16 protein-coding genes are annotated in these 22005 nt (G+C 65.1%); 8 read left to right on the forward strand and 8 right to left on the reverse strand.

Annotated features, from left to right (window positions below):
* The first annotated feature begins 21 nt into the window (after positions 1–21).
* A complete protein-coding gene (locus tag VFZ66_08415) occupies positions 22–2583 on the forward strand; it encodes a heavy metal translocating P-type ATPase (protein ID HEX6289199.1) in 2562 nt (853 codons plus the stop codon).
* 231 nt (positions 2584–2814) lie between these two features.
* On the forward strand, positions 2815–3675 hold the full coding sequence (locus VFZ66_08420) for a metallophosphoesterase (protein ID HEX6289200.1): 861 nt from the start codon (positions 2815–2817) through the stop codon (positions 3673–3675).
* A gap of 262 nt (positions 3676–3937) precedes the next feature.
* Here the strand turns inward: VFZ66_08420 and VFZ66_08425 are convergent, their stop codons facing one another.
* Positions 3938–4984 (reverse strand): peptidase C39 family protein, encoded by a 1047-nt coding sequence (locus tag VFZ66_08425; GenBank protein HEX6289201.1) that lies wholly within the window; start codon positions 4982–4984, stop codon positions 3938–3940.
* Positions 4985–5116: 132 nt separating this feature from the next.
* On the opposite strand from VFZ66_08425, the gene VFZ66_08430 reads away from it, so the two are divergent.
* The 6 genes from VFZ66_08430 (at position 5117) to VFZ66_08455 (ending at position 10079) form a co-directional block, all read left to right on the forward strand.
* Positions 5117–5698, forward strand: a complete 582-nt coding sequence (locus tag VFZ66_08430) for a response regulator (protein HEX6289202.1) — start codon at positions 5117–5119, stop codon at positions 5696–5698.
* Positions 5699–6187: 489 nt separating this feature from the next.
* Positions 6188–6475 carry a hypothetical protein gene (locus VFZ66_08435; GenBank protein ID HEX6289203.1) on the forward strand — a complete coding sequence of 96 codons (288 nt, stop codon included), beginning with the start codon at positions 6188–6190 and terminating at the stop codon, positions 6473–6475.
* Between the two features lie 75 nt (positions 6476–6550).
* Positions 6551–7285 (forward strand): glycerophosphodiester phosphodiesterase family protein, encoded by a 735-nt coding sequence (locus VFZ66_08440; GenBank protein ID HEX6289204.1) that lies wholly within the window; start codon positions 6551–6553, stop codon positions 7283–7285.
* Positions 7282–7920 carry a GNAT family N-acetyltransferase gene (locus VFZ66_08445; GenBank protein ID HEX6289205.1) on the forward strand — a complete coding sequence of 213 codons (639 nt, stop codon included), beginning with the start codon at positions 7282–7284 and terminating at the stop codon, positions 7918–7920. The genes VFZ66_08440 and VFZ66_08445 overlap by 4 nt, the downstream gene beginning before the upstream one ends.
* 114 nt (positions 7921–8034) lie before the next feature.
* Positions 8035–9189 (forward strand): aminotransferase class V-fold PLP-dependent enzyme, encoded by a 1155-nt coding sequence (locus VFZ66_08450; protein HEX6289206.1) that lies wholly within the window; start codon positions 8035–8037, stop codon positions 9187–9189.
* A gap of 68 nt (positions 9190–9257) precedes the next feature.
* On the forward strand, positions 9258–10079 hold the full coding sequence (locus tag VFZ66_08455) for a sortase (protein ID HEX6289207.1): 822 nt from the start codon (positions 9258–9260) through the stop codon (positions 10077–10079).
* Between the two features lie 66 nt (positions 10080–10145).
* On the opposite strand, the gene VFZ66_08460 is transcribed toward VFZ66_08455, so the two are convergent.
* The 7 genes from VFZ66_08460 to iscB form a co-directional block, all read right to left on the reverse strand.
* On the reverse strand, positions 10146–10514 hold the full coding sequence (locus tag VFZ66_08460; protein HEX6289208.1) for a response regulator: 369 nt from the start codon (positions 10512–10514) through the stop codon (positions 10146–10148).
* 161 nt (positions 10515–10675) lie between these two features.
* The gene (locus VFZ66_08465) at positions 10676–12811 is read right to left on the reverse strand and encodes a tetratricopeptide repeat protein (protein HEX6289209.1); all 2136 of its coding nucleotides are present in this window, start codon (positions 12809–12811) and stop codon (positions 10676–10678) included.
* Positions 12808–14916 (reverse strand): glycosyltransferase family 39 protein, encoded by a 2109-nt coding sequence (locus tag VFZ66_08470; GenBank protein ID HEX6289210.1) that lies wholly within the window; start codon positions 14914–14916, stop codon positions 12808–12810. Before VFZ66_08470 ends, VFZ66_08465 begins: the two co-directional genes overlap by 4 nt.
* Positions 14917–14934: 18 nt before the next feature.
* Positions 14935–17190: a glycosyltransferase family 39 protein gene (locus tag VFZ66_08475; GenBank protein HEX6289211.1), complete on the reverse strand. Its 2256-nt coding sequence runs from the start codon at positions 17188–17190 to the stop codon at positions 14935–14937.
* Between the two features lie 31 nt (positions 17191–17221).
* On the reverse strand, positions 17222–19309 hold the full coding sequence (locus tag VFZ66_08480) for a glycosyltransferase family 39 protein (protein HEX6289212.1): 2088 nt from the start codon (positions 19307–19309) through the stop codon (positions 17222–17224).
* Complete coding sequence (locus VFZ66_08485; GenBank protein HEX6289213.1) at positions 19306–20634, reverse strand: nucleotide sugar dehydrogenase; 1329 nt, start codon at positions 20632–20634, stop codon at positions 19306–19308. Before VFZ66_08485 ends, VFZ66_08480 begins: the two co-directional genes overlap by 4 nt.
* A 26-nt stretch (positions 20635–20660) precedes the next feature.
* Positions 20661–21836, reverse strand: a complete 1176-nt coding sequence (gene iscB / locus VFZ66_08490; protein ID HEX6289214.1) for an RNA-guided endonuclease IscB — start codon at positions 21834–21836, stop codon at positions 20661–20663.
* Positions 21837–22005: the final 169 nt, after the last annotated feature.

Raw genomic sequence — 22005 nt, forward strand, 5'->3', positions numbered from 1 at the left:
CGGAAACGGTTGGATAACGTTATGGCTACCAAACAACTGAAGCTACCCGTCACGGGTATGACCTGCGCCTCGTGCGCCAATCGGATCGAGCGCGGCCTGAAGAAGGTCGGCGGTGTCGAGCATGCGCAGGTCAACCTGGCAAGCGAGCAGGCGACTATCAATTTCGATCCGCAGCAGGTACAGCCGCCCGCGCTGATCGCGGCGATCGAGGGCAGCGGCTACGGCGTGATCACCGACCGCGTCGAGTTTCCTGTCACGGGCATGACCTGCGCCTCGTGCCAGACGCGCGTCGAAAAAGCGCTGCGCAAAGTCGACGGCGTGCTGAGCGCCAACGTCAACCTCGCAACCGAGCGCGCGGTCGTCGAGTATGCGCCCGGCGTCGCCGATTGGACGACGCTGAAGGCAGCGGTGGAGGCGGCAGGCTACGGCGTGATCGAGCCTGCGGCTGAGGATGCGGCGGAGCACGAGGACATCGAGGCGGCGGCCCGGCGGGCGGAGGTTGCCAACCAGCGCCGTAAGCTGATCGTCGCGGCTGTGTTTGGCCTGCCGCTGTTCTTGCTGGCGATGGCGCGCGACCTGGGCGTGATCTCGCCCTGGCTCACGCCCTACTGGGCGGCGGTCGAGGGCCAGATGGCGCACGAGGGCACCAACATCCACCACTACCCGGCCTACGCCGATATGCTCAACTGGCTGTTCCTGGCGCTGGCGACTCCGGTGCAGTTCTACGCAGGCCGCGACTTCTACCGCAATGCCTGGAAGGCGCTGCGCCACGGCACGGCCAACATGGACACACTGATCGCGATCGGCTCGTCGGCGGCGTATTTCTACAGCCTCGCGCTGATCGTCTCCGGCGCTCCCGGCCACGTCTATCTTGAGACGGCGGCGGTGATCATCGCGCTGATCCTGCTCGGTCGCTTCCTTGAGGTCCGCGCCAAGAGCCAGACCAGCGCTGCGATCAAGGCGCTGATCGGCTTGCAGCCACGCACGGCGCGGATCATGCGCGGCGGCGCCGAGGCCGACGTGCCGATCGCCGAGGTGCGCGTGGGCGACATTGTGGTAGTGCGGCCCGGCGAGAAAGTGCCGGTCGACGGCGTGCTGACCAGCGGCCAGTCGACGATCGACGAGAGCATGCTGTCGGGCGAGAGCATGCCGGTCGAGAAGCGCGTGGGCGACAACGTGATCGGCGCGACGATCAACCGGTCGGGCGCGTTCCAGTTCCGGGCGACGCGCGTCGGCAAAGACACGGCGCTGGCGCAGATCATCCGGCTGGTGCAGGAGGCGCAAGGCTCGAAAGCGCCCGTCCAGCGGCTGGCCGATCAGATCTCGGCGGTCTTCGTCCCGATCGTGATTGGGATCGCACTGGTGACGTTCCTGGCCTGGTACTTCATCGGCGGCGCGAGCTTCACCCAGGCGTTGATCTTCGCGGTCGCGGTGCTGGTGATCGCCTGCCCGTGCGCGCTTGGCCTCGCCACGCCGACCGCGATTATGGTTGGGACGGGCTCCGGCGCTGAGCACGGCATTCTGATCAAAAACGCCGAGGCGCTGGAGCGCGCCAGCGGGATCACGACCGTCGTGCTGGATAAAACCGGCACGATCACCGAGGGCGAGCCGACGGTGACGGATGTGGTCGCGGGCGGAGCGCAAACAGGCGGGGATCAGCGGGTCTTGCAGCTTGCGGCCAGCGTGGAGCGCAACTCGGAGCATCCGCTGGGCGAGGCGATCGTGCGGGCGGCGCAGACGCAAGGGCTGGCGCTGGCACCGACGGAGCGCTTCGAGGCGCTGGCCGGGCACGGCGTGCGCGCCGAGGTCGAGGGGCGCACGGTGCTGGTTGGCTCGCCACGGCTGATGCGCGATCATGGCCTGGCGATCGACGCGATCGAGTCCGCGATCGTGGGGCTGCAAAGCGACGGCAAGACCGCAGTCGTAGTCGCCGCCGACCGCGAGGTGCTGGGCGTGATCGGCATCGCCGACACGATCAAGGAAACCTCGCCTGCCGCCATCGCGGAGCTGAAGCGCCTGGGCCTGCACGCGATTATGCTGACCGGCGATAACCGCCGCACGGCAGAGGCGATCGGGCGACGGGTGGGCCTCACGCCCGACGATGTGCTCTCCGACGTGCTGCCGGAGGCGAAGGCTGCCGAAGTCAAGCGCTTACAGTCGGGCGGCCAGATCACGGCGATGGTCGGTGACGGCATCAACGATGCGCCCGCGCTGGCCCAGGCCGACATCGGCATCGCGATGGGCACGGGCACCGATGTGGCGATGGAAGCCGCCGACATTACGCTGCTGCGCGGCGACCTGCGCTCGGTAGCCCAGGCGATCAAGCTGTCGAAGCAGACGATGCGAACGATCAAATGGAATCTCTTCTGGGCCTTTGCGTACAACGTCGTCGGCATTCCGGTCGCGGCGGGCCTGTTCTATCCCTTCACGGGCTTGCAGCTCTCGCCGATGATCGCCGCCGGTGCGATGGCCTTCTCGTCGGTGTTCGTCGTCACGAACTCGCTGCGGTTGCGGCGGCTCAAGCTTGAGCCGGTCGCGGCCACTCAGCAGCCTCACCCGCAGCTTGCGCCGCAGCGCGCATAACATCATCCGCGCGTCCTGATGCAGCGATGTGTCAGGACGCGCTTTTTTTGATTCGTCTGCACGACGCTGACCAGCCACGAAGACGCACGCCGAAACCACATCGAAGCTGAGCGTCGCCGATCGATGCTGCGATGCGCTTGCTTTTGGCGGCTTTCAAACTATAATCAACCATGAAGATATGCACGATAGAAAGTTCCTGCTTCGATTACGACGCTCAACCCAGGCGAGCACATGAAACTCTACGCGATTAGCGATCTGCATCTCGCCTGTACCTCCAACCGCCAGGCGCTCGAAGCGCTCCCGCCTCAGCCGGAGGACTGGCTGATCCTCGGCGGCGACATCGGCGAGACGGAAGAGCAGCTCAGGTTCGCGCTGGCGACGCTGAGCAGACGCTTTGCTCAACTGCTGTGGGTGCCCGGCAACCACGATCTGTGGACCATGCCATCGGATGGGCCGTCGCTGCGCGGCGATGCCAAGTACCGGCGGCTGGTCGCGGCCTGCCGGGAGTACGGCGTCCTCACGCCCGAAGATCCGTACGTCACCTGGCCGGGCTCGCCCAGGCCCTACGTGCTCGCGCCGATCTTTACGCTCTACGACTATAGCTTTCGCCCGGATGACGTGCCGCTCGATCAGGCCGTGGCCTGGGCCGAGGAGACAGGCGTGGTGTGCAGCGATGAGTTCGTGCTGCATCCTGATCCGTACGCCTCGCGAGCCGAGTGGTGCGCCGCGCGCTGCGACTACACCGAGCGACGGCTGGCGCAGGTGCCGAAAAGCGCCGCGCTGATCGTGATCGGCCATTTTCCACTGCGCCGCGATCTCGTGCGGCTATCCAAAATTCCACGCTTCTCAATCTGGTGCGGCACGCACCGCACCGAGGACTGGCACATGCGCTTCCCGATCTCGACCGTGATCTACGGGCATCTGCACGTACGCGCCACGGACTACCGCGACGGCGTGCGCTACGAAGAGGTTTCGCTGGGCTATCCGAGAAATTGGGAGTTTGATCGAGGCATGCGCAGCTACCTGCGCGAGATCCTGCCAGGGCCGCCACAGCCCTACCCGGAGTACGCCGATCCGGTCTGGCGGTGGTAGTGGTACATTACCGAATAACTTCGAGCGCCGAGCCGTCTATCGAACGATAGATAACGTAAATTCATGTACAACAAGTTGCCGCGTAGATTATAGTCGCCACAGTGCAGCCTGATACTGATGTCCTCCTAGCATCCCAATAAATATATTGCTCGTGTGATTTCCATGATTCGTTCCTTCTGCATACCTCACAGCATACATAAATCGTGTCATGATGGTAACAATTGCTCCAAGCGGCGATAGTCGCGGGCTGCATCACATCATCTCACCCGCCATACTCAGGCGGAAACACCAGATAGACGGCGCGCCCCGAATGCTGCCACGCTTTGCAAAATTGCGCGCGCGGATAGCTGCGCCGCACCGACTCGCCGCGACGCGGGTCGGCGGCGGGATCGTTGACGATCACATCGCCGTTCGGCGCGATGCCCACGACGACGACTAGATGCCCGTTGCTGTGTCCGACGGGCGCGCCCTCAAGCTCGCCATCCTGCCACGCAATGCTGGCAACCACCGGCACGCCTGCGGCAAGCCAGTGCGCCAGATCGCCCAGATCGCGCAGCCGCACGACATAGCCTTCCAGTCCCAGCGTCGCCGCATACGCCGTATTGAACGGCCAGTTACCGGTTCCGTCGTACTCCGAGTCGTACACGGCGGGCGCGACAATGTCGGGCACCGCCTGCATATCGGCGAAGCGCGCAAGCTGCGGCATGCGGGTCCGATCGAACCAGTAGGCCAGCAGCATTGTCAGCGACGTAGGCGAGCACCAGACAGGGCCGCCGCCGGGATAGATCATCTGCGAGCGCTCAGGCACCGGCAGCGGCTCGATCGTGCTCATCGGCGCGGGCTGCGCAGCCTCTGCGGACTCTGGATCGAGCGCCACGGCAACGCCACGCAGCACCGGCGACGCCTCGCCCGTCCGACGCAGCACAGCGCGCCACTGCACGGCCTGCGCAGGCTGTCGCAGCAGCAGCGTATCGGTCGCAACCTCGGCGTCGGCGTCGGACTGGCCGGGTACGCTGTGCCGGAGCGTCTCATCGGATGACCACTCGGCGAGCGTGTACCAGCGCGTCCAGCGTCCATCAAGCTCGGCGCGCAGCCGCACGACGATCGACGTTCCGGCTGGCGCATCGGCCTGCCAGGAAGGAATAGCCTGCGTCCAGGCACCAAGGTAGGGCGCGCTCGTCACCTGTCCCTCGCGCGCATCTGCGGTCAGCACAACTCCCTGCGGCTCAAGATAGACAGTGTGCTCAAACGTCACCGTCGGATCGGCGGCACGCCAGCGCAGCAGCCAGGGCGGCAATATCGTCATCATCGACTCCTCGATCTACCATCGGTTTGCACAGCGCATTATAATGGAGATACCGGACGACACGTGCGTATCGCCAGGAGCGATCCGTAGCGTGTCCGGCTGAAGCTACGCTTTACTCCCATAAGGATGATGATGATGTCTACGACCCGCGTACTGATTGCGGAAGACAACGAGTTAGTCTCGCTGACGCTTGAGGAGCAGCTCACCAACTTAGGCTACACCGTAGTCGGCGTGGCGCGCACGGGCGTCGAAGCCGTACGCCTGTGTACGCAGCTCAGCCCGGATATTGTGATCATGGATATGCAGATGCCGGAGCTGGGCGGCGATGCCGCAGCGCAGCAGATCGCCAAGCAGCATCCCACGCCGGTGGTAATGCTCACGGCGTACAGCGACACCGAGCATATTCGCAAAGCCGAATCTTCGGGCGCGCTCGGCTATCTGGTCAAGCCGATCAATCCCGAAGAGCTGCCGCCCGCGATCGACGTAGCAATCGCCCGCTTCCGCGAGATGCAGCGGCTCCGCGAGCAGGTCGATACGCTTCAGGAGACGCTGGAATCGCGCAAAGTGATCGAGCGCGCCAAAGGCATTCTGATGCAGCGCCGCCAGATGAGCGAGGATGAGGCATACGATCTGATGCGGCAGCGCGCCCGCGAGCGGCACTGCAAAGTCAAAGACATCGCTCAGGCGATCGTCGAGGCGGAGTCGCTGCTGTCGTAGGAGATCGAACGAACTAACGGACAAAAGAACAAGGGAACAAAGGGGAACCAAGAACCAAGAACTAAGCACGCCTTCCCCCGCGCCTGTGCCGCAGGCCGCGCGGGCCGGGAGGGGGTGGCCCGCAGGGCCGGGGTGAGGGCCTGGAACTCGCAACTTGGGAAGCAGCGTAGCTTATGTGAGCACGTCGGATCGGGCTGGAAGCCGGGACTGATGCGTTTCGCCGGGTCCTACTGCTCCAGGGCCAAGCTGCGCATCGCGGAGTGCGCTTGACGCCCTGTAGGAGCTATGGGATAATAAAGTCAACAACCTCTTAAAGAGAGGGGCAAGGACGCAATACATGCAACGATCAGCAGCACCAGTAAAGCTGTTTTGAAGGGGCGGCGCAGAGCACAGCACTCTGCGACCGCCCTTTGTGTGTATATGCGGTATGTTAGTGGACACGTGTGTTTCACCCCCGGTGTCGCTTAGCTAGACGAGGAGGTTAAGGCCATGCACTCCGATCTGATCAACAAGATTGAGAAGGCCAAGCGGTATGCCCAGGAGCCGGAACGCTTCACGATTGAGAAATTGGACGCCCGCTTCCGAGGCAGTGGGGATCATATCATTACGCTCGACGGCGACTCCTGGTCTTGCGATTGTAATTTCTTCCATTCCTGGCACACATGCAGCCACGTGATGGCCGTCCAGCGCCTGCTGGCTCCGATGCTGTCACATGACGCGCGGCGTCCGGGCGGGCCGGAATATGTGAGCGAGCAGTTGCTCGAGGCGGCTGGTTAGAACAGCACACAACGTAACACACGTACGTACAGCAGGCCCACTCGTCGCAGGGTGGGCCGCTCCCTTGCACAGAATATGCAGACACAGATCATTGCCCATCGCGGCGCTTCCGCCGACGCTCCCGAAAATACGCTCGCGGCCTTTGAGCTGGCGTATCGCCAGGGCGCGCAGATGATCGAGTTCGACGTGCGGCCCACCGCCGACGGCGCGATCGTCGTGTTTCATGACGATACCACCGCGCGCTGGAATGGACGATCAGATGCCGTCGCGGCGCTCACGCTGGCCGCCATGCAGCAGATCGACCTGCGCGGCGAGCGCGCGCCGACGCTTGACGAGGTTTGCGACTGGGCACGCGCCACCGGCATGCTGCTGAACGTCGAGATCAAAGTCGCTGGCATCGAAGCGGCGGTCGCGCGGACGATCCAGGCCCACGGCATCGACGAGCAGGTGATTATTTCGTCGTTCGCTCTGGGCGCGCTGCAAACCATGCGGATAGTCGCGCCGGATCTGGCGCGCGGCGTGCTGACCGATGCGGACGCCACGCCGCCGGGAGCGGCCTCGCTCTGGCCTTTGGAGCCGCTGCGCAGCCTTGAGGCGCGGGCGTGGCATCCATCGCGGCAACTGCCGCAGCTAGAGCAGCTCATCCCGCCGATTCGCGAGGCGGGCTATGCCGTCAACGTCTGGACCGTCGACGATCCGGCGGTGATGCGGCAGTTGCTGGGATTGCGGGTCGAGGGCATTATGACGAACCGCCCGGCGCTGCTGGCGGAAGTGATGCGTGCCTGGCAGGCCGAAGCCCAGTCCCCATGATCATCAGCACGTCACGGCTTACGCTACGGCCCTTGCAGCGCTCCGACATTGATGCGATGGCGCGGTGGCCGCGCTATCCCGATCCGCTGGATGCCATCTGGAACTGGCCGCACACGCTGCGCGAGCACGGCACGACGGATATGTTTTTTCTGGCGCGGACATCCGATCACCGGCGGCGCGAGTGGACGATTACCACCACGGATGGTGCTGTTGTCGGGCATCTCGGCCTGCGTGATATTCAGCCGGGCCAGAAGAGCGCGCGGCTCGGCATCGGCATGGGCTACCCCTACATCGGCATAGGCTACGGCTCCGAGGCGCTGCGCGCGTTTCTGGATGCGTTCTTCGGGCCGCTCGCCTTCGCACGGCTGCACCTTGATGTCAGCCTGCACAACCAGCGCGCGCTGCGGCTCTACCAGCGGCTTGGCTTCCGCGAGACAGGCACCTTCTGGTACGAGCTAGGCGCTGCCGCAGAATTCGCGTTCCTCGCCGATCCGCGCTACGAGTCGCTGCGGCAGTATCTTCGCTGGAGCGTCGAGAGCGTGTGCATGCGCTATGCCGAGATGGTGCTCGACGCGAGCGATTGGCAAAGCGTCGAACAAAGACGCCCGGAGGGCACCCGGAACAGCGAACAGTAGCGCACAGAGAAAACAAAAACTTAATCTCTTTGTTCTTTGTTCGGTTGTTCGCCTGTTCCGTACGTAGCGCGTTCCTACCTTGTCAATCGATCGTCGCGCTGGTATCATCATTCTATGAGCATCGGTAATGCCACCTCTATACTCGACCTGAACGCGCTGCGTCAAGCCGAATTTCCCGTCGCCGAGCGGTACACCTACCTGAATCATGCCGCGCTCGGCCCGCTGCCCCGCCGCACCGCCGATGTCGTCGCCGAGCTGGCGCAGGACTTCCGCGACAAAGGCGTTCTGGCCGAGGCCAAATGGTTCCGGTCGATCGCTCGGACGCGCGGGCTGGTCAGCCGGCTGCTCAACGTGGCGACCGACGAGATCGCCTTTACCAAAAACACCAGCCAGGGCCTGAGCATCGTCGCGGCCAGCCTGCCATGGCAGCCGGGCGACGTGATCGTCAGCGTGCGCGGCGAGTTCCCGGCCAATGTCTATCCCTGGCTCGCCTTGCAGCAGCATGGCGTCACGGTGCGGTTCGTCCAGCCGCGCAACGGGCGCATCTGCCTGAACGATCTCGACGCCGCGCTCGCGGGCGCGCGCCTGCTGGCGATCTCCTGGGTGCAGTACAGCACCGGCTTTCGGATCGATCTTCCGGCGGTCAGCGAGATGTGCGCGCGGCGTGGCGTGCTGCTCAGCCTGGACGCGATCCAGGGCGCGGGCGCTCTGCCGCTCGATCTGAAGGCCGTCCCCGTCGATTTCTGCGCGTTCGGCGCGCACAAGTGGCTGCTCTCGCCGCAAGGCGTGGGCGTGCTCTACATCAACCAGCGGGTGCGCGATCTCCTCCAGCCGACAAATGTGGGCTGGCTCGGCGTGGACTGGCGCGACTACACCGCCTTCGATTATGACACGCCGCTCACAGACGGCGCGGCGCGCTACGAAGAAGGCACGCGGTCGCTGGTGGGCATTGCCGGGCTGGAGCAAAGCCTGGGCCTGCTGCTGGAGGTCGGCCAGGAGCGGATCGAACATCATCTGCGGATGCTGACGGATCGGCTGGCGCAGCAGTTGGCGGTGCTGGGCTACCGAATTTTAACGCCGCTGGAGTCCGAGCATCGTTCGGGGATCATCGCCTTCTCACATCCGCAGCGCTCGGCGCAGGAATTGTTCGACGCATTGCGGGCGGCGCGGATCGTCGGGGCGCTGCGCGAAGGGGGCGTGCGTCTCTCGCCGCATCTTTACAACACGCTGGACGACATCGACGCTGTGCTGGATGTTTTGCAGGTATAGATCGTGCGATACCTATGTTACGTAGATTACAACAGTACGAACGATGGGAAGCGGAAGCACGCTCTGGTATGACACGATCTCGCAAAATTTTTTGGACCTTCGGCAACCTGTTGACGCTGATCGGCCTGTACCTGCTGCTGATCGTCGGCGGTCTGAAGGCCGATGAGCAGTACAACGTCTATGCCGCCAGCGGCGATAACGACATTGCCGTGCCAACTCCGGCGGTCGTCGAGCCGGTTGCGAGCCAGCAGGCGGCATCGGCCTCGCCAGCGCCATCAGCGACACCGAGCCGCAGCAGCATTCCGGTGCTCAACAACGAGACGGGCGGCGCGCCGACCAATGCCGTTCCCAGCAAGACCAGCCAGGCCGGGCCTTCGACGATCAGCCGGATCGTGATCCCGGCGATCAAGCTCGACAAAAAGGTGATCGAGGTCGGCTGGATGATTCAGCAGGCGGCTGACGGACAGGAGATCGCGGTCTGGGATGTCGACAAGTACCGCGTGGGGCACCACAAAGGATCGAGCAATCCGGGCGGCGGCGGCAACATCGTGCTCGCCGGCCACAGCGGCGGCTATGCCTATCCCTTCAACGAGATCTACTACCTCAAGCCCGGCGATCTGATCGAGCTCTACAGCAGCGACCAGCTCTACCAGTACACCGTGACCGACCGTATCCTGGTAGATGAGGTTGGGCAGCCGCTCGAAAAACGGCTGGAGAACGCCCGCTACATCGAGCCGACCGACGAAGAGATGATCACGATGGTCGCGTGCTGGCCGCTGACCGGCCCCGACAAATTCAAGCAGCGTATCATCATCCGCTCCCGTCCGCTGGGCGCGCCGCCAACCGGCGATCAAGCGAATCAAGAGACGAGCGCCTGGACGATGCGCTAGGGCAACGCCAACCCGGGGCGAAGGCGTGCTGCCCGGCCCCTACGGTATCGGTTCGAGAGCGCGCGATCAGCGCCGCGTGTGAGACAATCGTAGCAGGCCGTTCACTTTGGAGATCAGCTCGTTAATATCGAAGGGCTTGGCGAGGAAATCGTTCGCGCCGCTTGTGTGGGCGCGCTCGCGGTCGGCGCGCTCGGCGTGAACCGTCAGCATCATGATCGGAGTAGCGTTCTGCTCGCGAATCCGGCGGCAGACCTCCCAGCCATCCATCACGGGCATGCTCCCATCGAGCACGATAGCGTCGGGTTTGTGCATCAAGGCCCGCTGGAGCGCTTCAAGCCCATTTTCCGCCAGGACCACCTCATGGCCTGCATCTTCCAGAACTTGCTGAACCATCATCCGAATCGCAGCATTATCTTCGGCGACCAAAATACGCATACGTGCTCCACGGGGGGAATCAATAGACCGCACTCAAGAAATAACAGGAACAGGATAGGCGCATTGTAGCGCGTTTCATCTACTCCTTCGCGGTACGTTATTCACGGCTACCCGGCTCCATGCGGCTAGATGCAACGCGGACCACGACAGAGGCTCGTAGGCTACCGCGCCAGCGCAACCCTCACCGCAGCATCCACGAGTACGCCCAACCGGCGCTCATCCTGAGAGCGTGGATCGAACCGGCGCGGGCTGAACGTGGGAGCATCGATGGTGACATAGTACTGTGACGCGGCTGGTACTGCCAGCCAGTACACGCGCCACTCGGCATCCAGCACAAGCTGCTGACAGATCTGGTTGGCGCAGACGCGCACCGGCACCGACGCGCCGCTCGGCCAGGGCGCGGCGAGTGCCAGCCCGATCCGAACGCCGGTTGCGCTGCCCGCCAGCTTGATTGCCGCGTGCTCCTTCGTCCAGCGCACCTGGCGCTGCTGCTGGATCTCATCGGGATACATGCCGGAGACATAGCCAAAATCCAGCCCATCGCCAACCTCAACCGCCGCAGGTGGCGGCGAGTCCAGTTCGCTCCAGCCCCAGTCGAGCATCTGCTGCTCGTCGTTGTAAAAGCCCTCAAATGCCTGCCGCGCCTCGTCGAAGCGGCCCAGGTGACGCAGCAGATCGCCGCGCAGCAGGTTGACCGTGGCATAGGACGGCGTTTGCGCGTAGGCGGCATCGTAGGCAGCAAGAGCCTGCTCATACTGGTCCAGCCGCTCGTGGAGCTGGCCCAGCGCCAGCGATACATCCGGCGAGCCGGGATCGGCGGCATTCGCCTGGCGGTAGTAGCCGATCGCAGCGGACGGATCACCGGCTTTCAGCGCCCACTCAGCCCGCTGGACCGCCCAGCCGCGCTTGAGATTACGGAGCGCCCAGGGCCGATCGTACGCTCCCACGATCGCCGTCCAGAGCAGCGCCACCACCATAGCCAGACTCGCGCCGCGCCACCACCCGAACGCCGAGCGCGACGAGCAGCGACGCAGCAGCATGATCTGCTGCGCGGCGTAGGGCAGCAGCACCGGAAAGATAAAGTGTCGGTAGCGTCCCTCGCCGTGCGTCAGCAGCACCACGACGACGACAAACGCCAGCCAGCCGCCAAGCAGCGCCTTGCGCCGATCGAGCGGCGCGGACAGCAGGCCCCACAGACCGAGCAGCGCCAGCCCGACGTAGAGCGCATCGTCGAGCACGAGCGCCGTGCCGAACATACTCAGCGGCACGTCCTGATAGTACGTCGGTAGCAGAAAGCGGTCTTCGATCGGCTTGATCATCCAGAGCGCGTTCCAGTTCGGCCAGAGCTTATGCAGCAGAATCGTGGGATCTTCGCGCAGCCGCGCCAGTCCTTTGCTCGTCGCGTAATCAGCCCGCTCAGCAGGATTCGCGATCGACTCAAGCGTCTTGAAGATCGTGTCGGGGTCTTCGTGCGGCTCGTTGAACGCCCAAAGGTTGTACGAGAGGCCAGTCTCGACGGCGATCACGTCACCGTACGCAAGATAGTTGCGGATCGTCCAGGGCGCGATCGTCAGCAGGCAGCTCAGGCTGAAGCCAGCGCCGTACACCAGGCCGTAGCGCAGCGCTCGCCGCCCGGTGCCAGGCTCTACCTGCCGGTACACATTCACGAGCAGCCAGAGCGCGGCAAAAGGCACGATCGGCAGCGGCATCGAGCGCGTCAGGATCGCCAGGCCAAGCAGCACACCCGCGCCGAGAGCCAGCCACAGCCGTGGACGCGCCGCACAGCGCAGCAGCAGCAGCAGCGCGCCCACAAACAGCGCCGTGAAGAGCGTCTCCGACATCCACAGGCTGGCGAATGTCGCCAGCGTCAGCAGCAGCGCCGCGCTGCCAGCGCTCAGCAGCCCCACCTGCTCGGCATCGCGCAGCGCGTGAGGCTCCGCAGCACGACGATGCAGCCCAAGCTCGCGGCCCAGCAGATAGAACAGATAGACCGTCGCGCCGCTGAGCGCGATATTCGGCAGCGATGCCAGCCGCAGATCGTCGAAGAGCCACAGCGATCCTGCCAGCCAGAGCGAGTAGAGCGGCGCGCGCAGCCAGTGGTAGCTCTCGTAAAAGCGCCAGCCTCGTCCGGCGAGCAGATCGCGGGCCACGGCGATATACTCCGTCTCGTCGTTAGCCGCCTGATGGATCGGCGACCGCCACCACAGCCATAGCCGCAGCGCCAGCCCAATCAGCAAGATCAATCCGAGCGCCCAGCGACGCCGCCGGGTCGTCGGCCAGAAAAAAGGATCGTTCATGGAGCCATGCGTGTGCCGGTCGTCGCCACCCAATCGACCTGCACGCCAAGCGCGCGATTATCCGGGCTGGCGCGATCATAGGCGCGCGGCTGAAACGTTGTGGTACGCAGCGCGAGCATGGCCTCATGCCCGCGCAGCCGCTCCGGCACTTCAAATGTAAACGTCTGCCACTCCCCGCCGACCCGGGCCGTTCCGAGCGAGACGCCGTCGAGCGCAAGCTCCACGATCGCCGGATCTGCCGCCGCCGGACGCGGACTGGACAGCCGTACATGTACAAACGATTCGAGCGCGAGATGATCGACCGCCGCGCGGGAGCGCGTCCAGCGCGCACCGGCACCATCCTGCGCCAGGTAAAACCCGCTGATCGCGCCGAGGTCCAGCCCATCGCCCAGATCGATGCGTGTCTCAGCAGGCCGATCGAACATACGCAGCGACCAGCGCTGGAGATCTTCCAGCGAGCTGGACTCGAAGGCTAGCTCACGCCGGGCGGCTTCCAGATCGCCCGCGCCCCGCAGCCGGTTGCCAAGCAGCAGATGCGCGTAGGGATGACCCGGCAGCACGTCGATCGCCTCACGCCACCAGCGCTCCGCCTCGGCTCCGCTCGACGCCAGCCCCAGCGCGACCCGTGCCAGCGCCGATTCGCGATCGAGCGCGAGCGCAGCCTGGGCCTGTTCGAGCGCCTGCGCGGGCCGTCCACTCTCACGAGCCTGTGCCGCCTGCCAGAGATGCAGATGTTTGCGCGCAAGCATCGTCGCCTCGCCGGGGTACGGACGATGCAGCAGCACCAGCGCCAGCACGCCGATATTGGTCGCCACCGCTCCCAGGCCGCGCCAGCTCCACAGCACGCGGCGCGGCAGACGCAGCGTAGACGCCGCGATCCAGCCGGTGTACGGCAGCAGCGCGGGATAGAGCGGCAGCCGGTAGCGCAGCTCGACATGAAAGAGCAGCCCCGTCAGCGCGACGTAGGCAATCCACGGCACGATCAGCCACTTGAGCGCGCTCGGCGGGCTGAGCCACAGTCCCGCGAGGCCGCCGAAGAGCAGCAGCAGCCAGATACCATCGCCCAGCAGCAGACGCAGCCAGACTTCCTGCGGCGGCACCCAGATTTCTGGCCGCGCCCGCAGATCGTCGAAGTATTCGAGCGCGACAAACTTCTTGGCCTCGCCCCACGCTTTCGCCACGAAGCGCCCCGGATCGCCCGTGATCGTCGCCAGGCCGCGCTCCATCGCTAGCCGCTGGCGCAGCCCCCGATCCTCGCCCAGCGCGTAGAGCTGCCGCTTGACCGCCTCGCGTCCGGCAGGATCGTTGTCGAGCCACAGATTTTCGGCGCCCGTGGTATCGATCAGGATCGGCGTGTGGTAGCGCGCATAGTTGCGCAGCGTCCACGGCATGATCACGAGCAGAGCGCCGAGGAGAAGGAACAAGGGAACAAGCGAACGAGCGAACAGGGGGCGTAATTCTTTGTTCTTTGTGTGCCCAGAGGGCACCCGTTCTTTGTTCGTCAATAGCAGCCACACAGCCCCCAGCGGCAGCAGCGGCAGTGCGACCGAGCGCAGCAGGCTGAGCAACCCGACGATGGCGCCAGCCAGCAGCGCCCAGCGCCAGCTTTTGCGCTGCGCGGCCTGGACGATCAGCCAGAGGACGAGCGTCAGGCCCGCGACAAAGAGTGTCTCGGTGAGCAGTTCGGTAGCATTGGCGGCGAAGGTGTAGCAGCACGCGGCAATCGCGGTCGAGATCAGCGCGGCGCGATGACCACACTCGGCACCGGCCCACACAGCGCGCGACCAGAGCCAGACGAGCCCGATCGCGCCGGTGCTGATCAAGGCCTGTACCAGCCGCACCCGCTGGACCTGCGAGTCGAAGAGCTGGAAGACGACCGCGAGAAAGACCGTGTAGAGCGGCGGTCGCATCAGTTGTAGCTCGCGGTAGCCCTTGCCCCGGAGCCACGTGAGCGCCTGATTGAAATATTCGGTTTCGTCGCCGCCGAGCGGATAGAACTCGTGCCAGCGCCAGATCAGCAGCCGCAGACCAAGGCCCAGCACGATCAGCCCCGGCAGGATCACGATCGTCGAGCCTCGTCGCATCGACGCGAGCGAACGTCGCATGTCAGCTACTCTCAACGCTTATCCTTGCTCCTCAAGCTCGGCCCAGTCGACCTGCACGCCGAGCAGCCGCAACTGGAGGCCAACCTGCTGCCGCGCCTGCAAATCGGCAGGCCCCGGCACGAATACCGTCGATCGTAGCGCCACGATCACATCCTCGCCAGCGGACGTGGCGGGGAGCGGTACGGTCACGATCTGCCAATCCGCCGATACCTCGAAGGCTCGCGCCTGCACGCCCTCGCCGCCGACGATCAGACGCGCGGGCGGCTCGACCGGACGGCGAACCCGCAGCTTCAGGGTTTGCGGCAGGCCCGTGCCAGCGCCCACGAAGCGCAGCCGCGCCTGCGGGCCGGTCCAGCGAAAGCCATCTTTGAATGGCTCCGGCGATTCGGGCGGAAACTCGCGCTGGAAAAAACCGTCGATGTAGCCCCAGTCCAGGCCATTGCCCAGATCGATCCGCTTGGTCGGCGGCGGGTGCAGATGATCCCAGGCCCAGCGCGTCGGGTTTTGCGGCTCCAGCCGACTGGCCGCGAACGGATTGCGCGCCGCATCAAGATCGCCCATCATTCGGTATATATCGCCTTCGAGCAGATAGCGCTGCGGAATCTCGGCCATAGATTGCAGCAGATCGAGCGCCCGGTGATACTCGCCGCGCGCCGCGAAGATCTGCGATTGCAGCAGCGCCAGGCAGGTGCGTGGATAGCGCTTATCCTCGGCGTCGTGGAGCTGCTGCGCCCGATCGAGCTGTCCCTGGTTGAGCAGCGCCTCGATCTCTGCGCAGCGGCCCGCATCGAGCAGCCCGCCGAAGCCGCGTATCGTCTCGGCCACCGTGGCCTTATGGCCGCCCCAGTCCTCGCGCCAGTAGAGAAACGGCGGCACAAGCACCAGCGCGAGCACGGCAGCCAGTCCCACGCCCGCCAGCTGCCGGGGCGCGCTGGTCCAGGCCGCGCGCCACTGCCAGATGCCGCACGCCGCGTAGATGAAGACGAACGGCAGCAGCGGCAGCCGAAAGCGGTTGATCGCGAAGAAGAGCGGGCCGGTGACAAGGTTGTAGAGCAGCCAGGCCAGCACCAGCCCTTTGCCGGCCCGGTCCTGCCGCCGTGCCAGACCGAGCAGCGCCAGCGGCGTCGCCAGCACGTAGAGCGCATCGTCGATCAGCAAGCCCAGCAGATGCGGGATCGGCACCTCGCCGACCGCGTAGCCGTTGTACAGCCGCTCCGCGCCGCCGTAGTTTACCAGCAGCAGATCGAGCAGCTCGCGGCCCGTCTTGCGCAGGAAGCCGCCCGGATTTTCGGCGATCCAGCGCCAGGCCGTGCTGTAGGCAAGCCGCTGCCGATCGGCATGATCCTCCACCGCGCTCAACGTTGTGTAGATACCGGCCTCGCAGCGTGTCGCCGTGGGAGCGCAGGCCGGATCGGGATCGATCTCCTGGTGCGCTGCCTGCGCGCCGAGCATCGCGTTGTAGCCGCCAGTGGTATCGATCAGGATCAGGCCGCTCGCGCCGTAGAAGCGCGTGTTATAGATGCTCCACGGCAGGATCAGGCTCGACACCACGATCGTCAGCAGAGCAGCGGGGAAGAACAAAGAATAATAAAACGATAGCGACCTATGCTTTGTGCTCCGTTCTTTGTTCTTGAGCAGACCCTCATCCCTTGGCCTGTCTGCCCTCTGTTCCACGTACGTCTCCCACCACACCCACAGCGCGATCAGCGGCAGCGCGCCCGCCAGGACCGCACGTGTCAGCGCGCCGAGGCCAAGCAGCACGCCGCCCGCGATCAGCCAGCGGTGTTGTCGGCGCTGTGCCCAGCGCGTCAGCGCGAGAAACGCAGCCAGCAGCAGCGTGACGAACAGCGTCTCCGAGAGCAGCAGGAAGGCGAAGGTGATAAAGCTGTAGGTCAGCGCCATCGCCCAGCCCACCGCCAGCGCCACCTGCCGCGCCCGATCGGGTGGTGCCAGCGCCGCGCCCAGGCGCATCGTCAGCCAGACCGAGAGCGTGCCGAGCAACGCCTGCGACAGGCGGATCGGCCAGAGTATTTCGGGACCGAAGAGCGTGATATGCGCCGCCAGAAACATCACGTAGAGCGGCGGTCGCGTCCAGATCCAATCGCGGAAGAAGCTAAAGCCACGGCCATCCGCCAGCCACGCCGACGCCGCGAGATACTCCGCCTCGTCGCTGATAAAGCCGCGATACGGCAGAATCCACCAGCCTAGCAGCCGCAGCCCGAACGCCACCAGCAGGATCGCCGCGACATGCCGCGTTTCGCGTCTTGAGTTCAACGTTTCAGGTTTCAAGTTCAAAGTTTCAAGTTCAAAGTTTCAAGTTCTTGGTTCTTGGTTCTTCTACGTCCACCTCTCCCAGCACCAGCGCGTCGCTCTCCACGGGCTGCCGCGTGTCACCGATCGGCAGGCGCGCGCCGTCCTCAGGCCGGTACACGCCCAGGCGCAGCACATAGCGACCGGGCGGCAGCGTCGCGGGCAGCGGCAGCGCGCGATCGTCGTGGTAGAGCATGCCGGGCTGCGTCCAGAGCCGCGTCGGCTGGCCGCCCTCCATCGGACGACCGTCGAGCTGCGCCAGCGGCTTGGGATCGTCGGGGAGCGTCAGGTGGACGAATACCTGATAATCGGTGCCGTCGAGCGAGCGCAGCGGCTCCCAGAAGAGCGAGAGCGGCAGCGTCCCGCCTGCATGGATACCTGTGGAGAAGGGCGTCAGCGTATAGCCGCGCAGCTTGAGCGCATCGCCGAAGCGCGCCTCGACCGGATGCTCGATGCGGCTGCGGACGGTCGGAATATTGTTGCAGTACAGCCGCACGCCGACAAAGCCCGCGTAGGGCACCTCGCCGCACTGAAGTCGATCGTTGAGATCGCCGTACTGGAAGGCCAGCCCGACCAGGCCCAGCTCATCGCCCTGTTTCGGCGGATCGGCTACTCGCGCGTGGTCCGGCGCGATGATCAGCCAGGCGCGCTTGCGGCTGCCGAGATCGGCCCGAATCTTCCAATCGAGTTCGCGCAGACCAAAGCCCTCGGCCCGCCCCAGCTCAGGGTAGGTCGTCGGCTCCGGCAACGGCTGATCCGAGACGCGCGGCGCGTAGTAGCGGTACAGCGGCAGGATCGAGTCGGGATGGACGATCACCAGGTCGTCGGGGTGGACGTGCCGGGCAAGTCTGGCAATCGCGTCGCGGTAGTTCTCTTTGACGATGCTGCCGCTGAAGATGCCTTTTTCGGGCAGGGAGAGCGCCCAGCTTGAGACGATCAGCGCGCCGACGAACACCGCCAGCGCCGCAAGCTGCCCGCCGAGCCGCGCAACATGCACGCGGCGCAGGTTCAGATCGCGCCACTCAGGCAGGCTCCAGCCCAGGGCCAGCAGCCAGAAGGGTAAGACGATCGTCAGGTAGCGCGCCTCGAACGCGGGCTGAACAAGCAGTACGATCGCGAAGAGCAGCGCGGGAAGGCCGCCAAGCGCCAGCACCAGCAGCGTGCCCCGTCGATCCGCGCGCCGCAGATCGAGCAGCAGCCGCAGACCGCCGAGCAGCATCAGCAGCGCAAACGGCAGCAGCCAGAGCCGACGCACCGCGCCGGGCCACTGTCCGATCGCAAACTGGCTGAAGGTGAGCCATGCCGCCCGCACGGGACCGACCGCCGCGAACTGGCCGCCCGCGTTTTGATACGCCAGCGAGAAGGCCAGCGCCGCCACCAGCGCGCCGCCCATCAGCGCCGCGCCCGCCAGCACCCAGCGCCGCCAGCGATGCTCCGTCGCCAGCGCCCACGTGACGACGCAGCCCAGCAGCGAGAAGACCAGCAGCCGATGGACGAACGGCGCGACCGCAGCGACCGCGACGAAGACCAGCCAGCTTCGGCGGGTGTTCGATCGCAGCGCGCGCATCAGCGCCCAGGCCAGCACGATCGCCGTCAGCAGCGTCAGGCTGTACGCTTTCGCATCCTGCGATTGCCAGATCCCGAACGGCGAGAGCAGCAGCAGCAGCGCCGAGGCCAGGCCAAGCACCCAGCCGCGCACGACGCGACCCAGCGCGAAGATCGCCGGAACCGCCAGCGCGCCCGCCAGCGCCGACGGCAGCCGCAGCGCCCACTCGCCGTCGCCGAGCAGCCGCGTATCGAGCTTCAGCAGCACGTGAAACAGTGGATACGCCTGCGACGGACGGAAGAGATCGAGCAGCAGCGTGCTGATCTTGCTGCCTGTCACCTGCGCCCAGGTCGTGCCCTCGTCCAGCCAGAGCGGCTGCGCGTCCAGGCGGTAGAGTCGCAGCCACAGCGCGGCCACCAGCAGCAGCGCGATCGGCAGCCACACGGCCAGCGCGGAGGAGCCAGTGAAGGGTGAGATCGATACCGAATCCGGCTCTTTGTTCTTTGTTCTTTGTTCGCTGTGCTCGACCAGCCTCATAGCAGCACGACTTTATCGCGGCCTTCCTGCACGTTGCGGGTCGCGTTACGGGTATCCACCACCACCGCCGACTCGCGCACGATATGCTCGTAGTCGAAGGCGCGATGGTTCGTGATAATCACCACACAGTCGGCGCTACGCAGCAGATCGTCGGTCAGCGGCGTCGTGCGGTGCTCGTGGCCGTGATGATCGCAGAAGACCTCGACATGTGGATCGACCGTCACCACCTGCGCGCCCTCCGCCTCCAGCAGCTCGATGATCTTGAAGACCGGCGACTCGCGGTAGTCGTCGATGTCGGGCTTGTACGCGACGCCCAGCAGCACCACCGTCGCGCCGTTGATGCTCATCCGCCGCCGGTTGAGTCCGCGACCGATCAGGTTGACCACGTGGTAAGGCATGCCGTTGTTGATGTGCCCGGCCAGCTCGATAAAGCGCGTGTGAAAGCCGTACTCGCGCGCCTTCCAGCTCAGGTAGAACGGATCGAGCGGGATGCAGTGACCGCCCAGGCCCGGCCCCGGCGTGTGCTTCATAAACGCGAACGGCTTGGTCGCGGCGGCATCCAGCACTTCCCAGATATTCAGATCCATGCGGTCGCAGAGCAGCGCCAGCTCGTTGACCAGCGCGATGTTGACGTTGCGGAAAATATTTTCGACCAGCTTGGTCATCTCTGCCGTTCGCGCCGACGAGACTTCGACCACCTGCTGCACGATCTGGCCGTAGAGCGCCGTCGTCAGCGCGGTACACGCGCCCGTCACGCCGCCGACGACCTTGGGCGTGTTCTCGACCGTCCAGCCCTGGCTGTTGGTCTGGCCGGGATCGATCCGCTCCGGCGAGAACGCCAGGAAAAAATCCTCCCCGACCGTCAGGCCGCGCGCCGCGAAGCGCGGCAGCAGCACCTCGTCGGTCGTGCCGGGCCATGTCGTGCTTTCGAGCACGATCACCTGGCCGGGACGTAGCGTAGCCGCAATCGCATCGCCCGCCCGCTCGATGTAGGAAATATCGGGCTGTCCGTGCTCATCCAGCGGCGTCGGCACGCAGATAATGATCGCGTCGCACTCCGCCAGACGGCTAAAATCGTTGGTCGCCGCGAAGCGGCCCTCCGTCACCAGTGGCGCAAGATCCGACGACAGAACATCGCCCACATAGCTCACGCCGCGCATGATCTGCTCGACACGCTCAGGGCTGACATCGAAGCCCAGCACGCGAAATCCGGCGCGCGCCGCCCGCGCCGCCAGGGGCAGACCCACGTAGCCCAGCCCATTGACCCCGATCAGCACATCCCGTCGCGCGATGCGCTCCTGCAAATCCGCAAATTGTTGCTTCATAAAAACCGGCGCGGAAACCCGCCCGTTTACGGGTGGGAGGAAGCGCCGCCTCCGTGCTGATAGGAATAGCCATCACTCCGCTGAAGGCGTTGGCAATACCGATGCGTGATGCCCTGGACCGTGCCGCTGGCCGTGGTGATATTGAAGCTGCCACTGGTCCGCACCGCCACGCGCCCGACAAACGTGCCGCGCTGCTTCCCGTGAGGCACCACCGCGCGGATCAGGAGCGGGTCCACGCCCCGTGTTCGCAGATCCTCCGGGGTGGACGCGCCGACGCACGCGGCATCCAGCCAGTGGGCTTTCGGCAGGCCACGCCGGGTACGATTGAACTTCGTGCGACCGCCCGACCCAACCTCGACCAGCAGCCTTGCTGCGACGAGGCGCTGGTAGAGCGCCCAGCGCGTGCTATTGACCGCAGCCGCAGCCTTCAGTGGCTGTTTGGCTCGGGCCTGAAGGTGCGGATAGCCAAATTCCGCCGCCGTCTGATTCCCTTTGCGATGGTTGCAGGCGTGGCAGGCCAGCGTTAAATTGCTGACCCGATTGGAGCCACCACGACTCTTGGGAATCAGGTGTTCAATCTCCAACGGCACGTTGGTCGCGCCACAATAGGTACAGCTCCGCTGCCATTTGGCGAGCACGTACTCCCGCACCTCGTAGCCCGCCAGGTCGCCCTGCTGATACTGGACGCCCCGGATCTCGGCATCTTGCAGTTGCTGGGTATCGAAGCGCACCAGTTCGACACTGATCGCCCCGATGGGCGCGGAGCGCCGTAGCCGTTCGACCCAGGTCAGCGTGGTCTGGACCCGATGCTCGAGGCTGGGAGCAAGCCAACCGACGGGACGCCTGCGGTTGAGAAACTGGGCTTGCCGGTACCGCGTCTTCCGCTGCCGCCGATTGCGCCGGATGGCGCGCCGCGCCAGGAGCCGATCGCGAATCTGCTGGCCGCGATGGGTCAGTTCGGCCGCCCAGACGACGTGGCCGGTGGTATCGTTGACCACCGCGATGCCCGTCGTCTGAGACCCGGGATCGAGCTTGAGCCGCAGCGACTCCGGGTCGGCGGTGCGGACTGTCTTGAGGATGAGGGTGAACGGATAGCGTCGCCACACGGCGGCTTGTCCACTCGATAAGAGCTTCCGTGCGTGCGCTGGATGGACCGGATCGCAGGGCTGTTTGTGGGTGTCGATGACCAAGACATGACTCATACAAAAACCTCTCTGCTTGCGCAGGTGATGGTCGCCTCGCTCAGTGGATCGGGCTTCTTCGATCCAGCCGCTTCACCCCTTGCCCCAGGGTGTCATGACCCGATCAACGGTTCCCATCACGCGATAGGGAGCTGGTCAGTATGGGCTTGTTCGCACAAGCCACCCCGTT

Source organism: Herpetosiphonaceae bacterium, from assembly GCA_036374795.1.
Lineage (GTDB): Bacteria > Chloroflexota > Chloroflexia > Chloroflexales > Kallotenuaceae > LB3-1.

Bases quoted from the DNA above. Each gene is read 5' to 3' on its own strand.
- VFZ66_08485 (HEX6289213.1), bottom strand. From the start codon at position 20,634: ATGAAGCAACAATTTGCGGATTTGCAGGAGCGCATCGCGCGACGGGAT.
- VFZ66_08465 (HEX6289209.1), bottom strand. From the start codon at position 12,811: ATGAACGATCCTTTTTTCTGGCCGACGACCCGGCGGCGTCGCTGGGCG.
- VFZ66_08480 (HEX6289212.1), bottom strand. From the start codon at position 19,309: ATGAGGCTGGTCGAGCACAGCGAACAAAGAACAAAGAACAAAGAGCCG.
- VFZ66_08455 (HEX6289207.1), top strand. From the start codon at position 9,258: ATGACACGATCTCGCAAAATTTTTTGGACCTTCGGCAACCTGTTGACG.
- VFZ66_08470 (HEX6289210.1), bottom strand. From the start codon at position 14,916: ATGCGACGTTCGCTCGCGTCGATGCGACGAGGCTCGACGATCGTGATC.
- VFZ66_08450 (HEX6289206.1), top strand. From the start codon at position 8,035: ATGAGCATCGGTAATGCCACCTCTATACTCGACCTGAACGCGCTGCGT.
- VFZ66_08425 (HEX6289201.1), bottom strand. From the start codon at position 4,984: ATGATGACGATATTGCCGCCCTGGCTGCTGCGCTGGCGTGCCGCCGAT.
- VFZ66_08420 (HEX6289200.1), top strand. From the start codon at position 2,815: ATGAAACTCTACGCGATTAGCGATCTGCATCTCGCCTGTACCTCCAAC.
- VFZ66_08460 (HEX6289208.1), bottom strand. From the start codon at position 10,514: ATGCGTATTTTGGTCGCCGAAGATAATGCTGCGATTCGGATGATGGTT.
- VFZ66_08445 (HEX6289205.1), top strand. From the start codon at position 7,282: ATGATCATCAGCACGTCACGGCTTACGCTACGGCCCTTGCAGCGCTCC.
- VFZ66_08415 (HEX6289199.1), top strand. From the start codon at position 22: ATGGCTACCAAACAACTGAAGCTACCCGTCACGGGTATGACCTGCGCC.
- VFZ66_08435 (HEX6289203.1), top strand. From the start codon at position 6,188: ATGCACTCCGATCTGATCAACAAGATTGAGAAGGCCAAGCGGTATGCC.
- VFZ66_08440 (HEX6289204.1), top strand. From the start codon at position 6,551: ATGCAGACACAGATCATTGCCCATCGCGGCGCTTCCGCCGACGCTCCC.
- VFZ66_08430 (HEX6289202.1), top strand. From the start codon at position 5,117: ATGTCTACGACCCGCGTACTGATTGCGGAAGACAACGAGTTAGTCTCG.
- iscB (HEX6289214.1), bottom strand. From the start codon at position 21,836: ATGAGTCATGTCTTGGTCATCGACACCCACAAACAGCCCTGCGATCCG.